1 protein-coding gene is annotated in these 527 nt (G+C 62.4%); it reads right to left on the reverse strand.

Features of this window, described 5'->3' with window-relative positions:
• On the reverse strand, positions 1 to 527 hold a 527-nt coding region (locus tag EKA13_RS28020), incomplete at both ends, for an immunoglobulin-like domain-containing protein (RefSeq protein ID WP_176717502.1).

Consider the following 527-nt stretch of genomic DNA (forward strand, 5'->3'; position numbering starts at 1 on the left):
GGCGGGTTGCTCAGCTGGAAGTTGAAAGTGACGTTGGCGTCGCCTTCCTTCGCAGCATCAGCGGTCACCGCCACGGTAGTGGTCTGGATCGTGTCGGCAATCGTTGCGGTGCCGGTGGCACTGCTCAGGTCGGTCGCTTCGTAGTTGCCGCCGTTCACCGCCGTAACGGTTGCGGTCAGGTTGCTGGCGTCGGTGTAGACGTCTTCAACGTTGGTGTTCGGAACAGACAAGGTGCCTTTACCGCTGGCATCCACGTTCACGGTGTACTCGGTACCGCCGACGTTGACGGTCAGGGTAGTGGCACCTTGCGGCGGGTTGCTCAGCTGGAAGTTGAAGGTGACGTTGGCGTCGCCTTCTTTCGCCGGATCCGCAGTGACCGCCACGGTGGTGGTGTCGACGGTGTCCTGGACCTCAGCGGTGCCGGTGGCACCGCTCAGGTCGGTGGCTTCGTAGTTGCCGCCGTTCACTGCGGTGACGGTCGCGGTCAGATCACTGGCGTTGTAGACGTCGTCAACGTTGGTGTTCGG

Source organism: Pseudomonas defluvii, assembly GCF_001695625.1.
Taxonomy (GTDB): Bacteria; Pseudomonadota; Gammaproteobacteria; order Pseudomonadales; family Pseudomonadaceae; genus Aquipseudomonas; species Aquipseudomonas defluvii.